This is a genomic window from Bacteroides sp. ET71 (assembly GCF_023336905.1).
Lineage (GTDB): Bacteria > Bacteroidota > Bacteroidia > Bacteroidales > Bacteroidaceae > Bacteroides.
Genome location: NZ_JAMBLS010000066.1, coordinates 1 through 4,323, shown reverse-complemented (window position 1 = coordinate 4,323; position 4,323 = coordinate 1). Strand labels below are relative to the sequence as shown.

5 protein-coding genes are annotated in these 4,323 nt (G+C 36.6%); 4 read left to right on the top strand and 1 reads right to left on the bottom strand.

All coding sequences use genetic code 11. The features are described 5' to 3' along the window. The first annotated feature begins 1,160 nt into the window (after positions 1-1,160). Both M3090_RS14905 and M3090_RS14900 read left to right on the top strand, forming a co-directional pair. On the top strand, positions 1,161-1,721 hold the full coding sequence (locus tag M3090_RS14905; RefSeq protein ID WP_249057615.1) for a porin family protein: 561 nt from the start codon (positions 1,161-1,163) through the stop codon (positions 1,719-1,721). A gap of 5 nt (positions 1,722-1,726) precedes the next feature. Further along, positions 1,727-2,260, top strand: a complete 534-nt coding sequence (locus tag M3090_RS14900) for a hypothetical protein (RefSeq protein WP_249057614.1) — start codon at positions 1,727-1,729, stop codon at positions 2,258-2,260. Positions 2,261-2,345: 85 nt separating this feature from the next. Here the strand turns inward: M3090_RS14900 and M3090_RS14895 are convergent, their stop codons facing one another. Then, positions 2,346-2,975 carry a recombinase family protein gene (locus M3090_RS14895; protein ID WP_249057612.1) on the bottom strand — a complete coding sequence of 210 codons (630 nt, stop codon included), beginning with the start codon at positions 2,973-2,975 and terminating at the stop codon, positions 2,346-2,348. Between the two features lie 390 nt (positions 2,976-3,365). On the opposite strand from M3090_RS14895, the gene M3090_RS14890 reads away from it, so the two are divergent. Continuing rightward, positions 3,366-3,542: an NUMOD3 domain-containing DNA-binding protein gene (locus tag M3090_RS14890; RefSeq protein ID WP_249057610.1), complete on the top strand. Its 177-nt coding sequence runs from the start codon at positions 3,366-3,368 to the stop codon at positions 3,540-3,542. Further along, positions 3,535-4,323: hypothetical protein (locus tag M3090_RS14885; RefSeq protein WP_249057608.1), on the top strand; the 789-nt coding region annotated here is incomplete at its 3' end. The genes M3090_RS14890 and M3090_RS14885, both read left to right, overlap by 8 nt.

Sequence of the window (4,323 nt, the reverse complement as noted above, 5' to 3'; positions counted from 1 at the left end):
AATCCCCTGATTCCGGAGCTATTTGATTAATTGTTTAACTCGTCCCATTTTAACGGGACACTAATGTATTTTTCATTCTAGCTGATTTTACGCTTGCCGTAGCTTTTCCGGGCAGCATCCGGTTTTTCTTTTTATTCTTTTTAACCTCTTCCCATCATCTCAAATGAGGTGGCATAAGATTGCCTGCTCATTAAAAAAACAATGTGCTTGTAAGTAAAATATCTGCATAATTATTGCTTTCAAACTCGTTCCAGATTCGTTCTTTGTTCGTTTCTAAGCACTCGAACCTGGAACGAATTTGGTACGACTTTGGTAGGACTTTGGTCAGAGTTCGGAGGGGCGTGATTCTGGAGGTAATATTTGTTTATAAATATAGGTGCTTTTCGAAGGGGAATGGCGTTTGTAATGGAAAAACTCCTAGCGTAATCATTGTGAGATTTTTACCGAGACGATAAGTGTATGTTTGCTTCGGCAAAGGGATGTCTAAATCGACTAAAATATTATGATGCTGAGCAGCTAAGCAGAAACCTTTTCTTTTGTCTGATTTTATTAGGAAAAGCTTTTTGATTTTTAGGATGAAAAGCAGTACCTTTGTGGCATGTCCTCCACGCCGATGTCACTCTGCTGGCGCGGTTGGGCGGGCAACATATACATAAAAGGCGTTACTGGACGCTTTGGTTTTGACGGTCTAAGAACTTCGCAACTTCTTAAGCCCTACTGATTATAAGTGAGTTAGGATAGGTGTTATTCGCACTTGTTCTTTTTCTTATCCCCTCTATTTTCTTGCAAAAGTAATAAAATACTTCGTCTAACACGTTATTCTTGAGCCAAATGAGCAAGAATCTAAAATAATTTAACTACTTTTGTAGCGTTAATCAAAAAGGATATGCCTATGGTATAGATTATCAAAATAAAGACATAAGATAAAAAGCGTTAGCTTGTGTACATTCTTATTTTCTGAAATCGCCAAATTAAAGAAACGTTCAAGAAGTACAAAGTTGATGCCTGCGCTCATAGCGTGGGCTTTTACTTGTATTTGAACGTATGGTGTTTGGCGATACCAAGAAAATAGATACACAGTAAATAGTCCACGTTTTTTATTGTCTATCGCTGAAGCAAGGACTATCAAAACAAGTAATAAACAATAAAATCATTGAGCAATGAAAAAATTATTTCTGATGTTGTGCGTTGCGCTGGTAAGCGTTGGCGCATTTGCCCAAAAGGGCGAGCAAAGAGTTGGGTTAAACCTCAACTATGGTACTGAAATCTCAAACGTGGGTTTGGGCGCAAAATACCAATATGGTATTACTGATGCCATTCGTCTTGAAGGTGGATTCGATTATTTCTTTAAAAAGGATGGAGCGTCAATGTGGGATATAAATGTCAATGCCCATTATCTGTTTCCATTTGCTGAAAAGTTCGCTGTCTATCCTTTGGTTGGTCTGACTTATGCCAACTGTAAGGTTACAGGGGGATGGAGTAATGATGCTTTTTCTCCTGAAGAAATACAAGATATGATAGATGCTGGACTTATTGAGGATGCATCAGAGGTTACAGGGGAAAGTGAGTCTGCCCACGAAAGTAAATTTGGCGTGAATTTGGGTGCAGGTGTTCAATATGCCATAAACGACAAATGGGGCGTAAATTTTGAAGTCAAATATCAACTGATTAGCGATTTTGACCAAGCTGTCTTTGGTATTGGCGCAACATATAAATTCTAATTGATATGGAAAAGTATCTTTATCGTTTGTTTATAGCATTATTCGCTATTACGTCTTTTTCGTTATCTTCGTGCAGTGAAGATGACGATGAGCCTAATAATAACGCAACTGGCAGTTCTTTTACTGTTAATGGGCTTCCATATAGTGAACATCCAACAACTGGGGCTTCCTGCAAATGTGTGAATTACACGACAAATGGGCCTACTTGTATTCAAGGTGAATTATATCCTGCTGGGACGAATGAATTTGAATTGTACCCACATATAAACATCAATATCGTCGTTGAACGTATTGACCCATCTACCCTAAACGATGGCTATACGCTCAATCTTGAGAATGGTAGTGATATTGAATATCTGACAGATGTAATGCAAGGCACAGATTATAACCAATATGTAGATGGAAAAATAACCTTTCAAGGCTACACAAATGGTCGTGCAACATTTTACTTCGATAACGTAAAATATGCAGAGAGAGATAATGAGTCTAATGTTATTACGCTGGATGGTACAATGAGTTGTGAATATATGAGCATATAACTGATTTGATTAGAGAAAGAAAGGTTGGTTTCCTTACTGGTAGCCGACCTTTTTATTTGCTTATAAAGTGCAGTATATTTCACTTTTACAGATGGAATTCTGCTTTAAGCCTTTGGACTGTTGAAACGCTCACATCACATAATTTAGCAACCTTACGAATACTAGTACCTCTTTTTAATTCTCGTAATACTTGTTTGTATTCCTCTTGCTTTTGCTCTGTCGTTTTCTTGCTGCCTTCCTTGCGTCCAAGTTTGCCTCCCTTTTCGATATAAAGTTGGCGACCACTGTTCAGACGAAACTTTATGTTTTCTCTTTCAAGCTGCGCACAAGTGGATAATGTAGCAATCATAATAGGCGCAAACATGGATGGCTTTCCTTCCTCATCCAATAGTGTAAACTGTTCTTTCTGCATATAGAGGTTAATGCCTTCATCTACGAGTTGCTTAACAGTCTCCAATACTTCAAAGGCGTTTCTTCCCAAACGACTAAGTTCAGACACCAACAATATGTCTACTTTGTTTGTCTTGCAGAAGTTCATTGCCTCAACAAAAACAGGACGTTCAGCGTTTTTCTTTGCTCCACTTATCTTTTCTTCAAATACTTTGGAAATTTCCATCTCCTTATACTCTGCATACTTCGTCAAGTCTGCAATTTGTCTTTCTGTGTTCTGCCTGTCATTGGTGCTGCTTACACGAGCGTATATAACTGCTTTCATAACTGCTATTGTTTATTAGTTCTCAATTCCTTCATTTACTGATGCAAAGATAATCATTTCTCTTGTAGTATGCAAGAAAATCAAAGATAAAATAGAATACAATAATTAAATGTATTCTTATGGTGTAATAGATTTGTTTGAATACAGTTTGCTTCAGAATACAGATGCGTAAATTACGCAATATATCACATCAATGCGCAAATTACGCATTAAACGCTCAAACTTTAAGCTGCATTATATCTCAATCAATAGGCGATTTATCCTATTCCTTAAAAAACTTCGATTTTGATTTTGTTTTTTAGCTAAAAAGTTGTACTCTTTCAACATAAAAGATATTTATAGTTAGAATGGGTTGAAAAGTTAGTAATAATAAGCTATATATAAATTTAGATGAGAAAAGAAAGAAAATTAAAACAGGAGACTCGCAAAAAGATAAGCGAGGCCATGAGAGGCAGAAAGCAAACAGTCTCAACAAGGCTTAAAATAAGCGAGGCTATGAAGAAGTATTGGGAAAGAATTCCTTATGAAGAAAATAATAATTTAGAAAATAAAGAAGAAAATGTTTGAAACAAAATTTGATGTCAGCATTGATAAGTTAGAAATAACTTATACGTGGAATGAAGAAACACGTGCCTACATTGAAAGTCTTGATTACTTGCAATGTGGGGAATATGGAGAAATCTCAATAAAGAGAATCGAAAACAGAAACTACCATCACCAATTTGTCGTACTTGGGCCTGGCGATGATGGGGATGATACAGTAATTGGTGATTTGTTCTTTGGTAGTCCTAACCCTATGCGTCCTTATGTGTATCTGTCTGTTCGCAATCCAATACTCTATAAAGATTATATGCTGGGAGGTATCTCGTATATTGAGCAAGCCCTACATTTGGAGTTTTTCAGAATTTCAAAGCTACATCTTGCATTTGATAGCAATGTGAATATAATAAACAGATTCTATAAGCTGCTGAAAAATGAGGATGTGGATTTTGTCATAAACGATAAGAAAATAAAGTCGATGGATGAGAAAATACATTCCCTGATCCATGTTTCAGTTGGCACGAGAAAGAATCGTTATCAAGACAAATCTTTCTACGTTAAAAACAACGATGATAGTTTGGTGTTGAGCGCATATAATAAGGCTTTGGAACTGACAGAGAATAGTGCTAAGGATTATATCGCCTTAAAGGTTGGCTTTGATAAAAGGATATATCGCTTTGAAGTGCGACTGAATTGCTACAAGGTTATTCGTGAGACTTTACAGGCTGCCAATATCAAAGATGAGGAACTTTATTGCAGCTTGGTGGATAGCAATACTTTGATGAAGCTGTTTTGGGTTTCTCTAAAT

Excerpts from the sequence above, each read along its gene's own strand:
- M3090_RS14900 (WP_249057614.1), top strand. The coding sequence starts at position 1,727 with ATGGAAAAGTATCTTTATCGTTTGTTTATAGCATTATTCGCTATTACG.
- M3090_RS14905 (WP_249057615.1), top strand. The coding sequence starts at position 1,161 with ATGAAAAAATTATTTCTGATGTTGTGCGTTGCGCTGGTAAGCGTTGGC.
- M3090_RS14895 (WP_249057612.1), bottom strand. The coding sequence starts at position 2,975 with ATGAAAGCAGTTATATACGCTCGTGTAAGCAGCACCAATGACAGGCAG.
- M3090_RS14890 (WP_249057610.1), top strand. The coding sequence starts at position 3,366 with ATGAGAAAAGAAAGAAAATTAAAACAGGAGACTCGCAAAAAGATAAGC.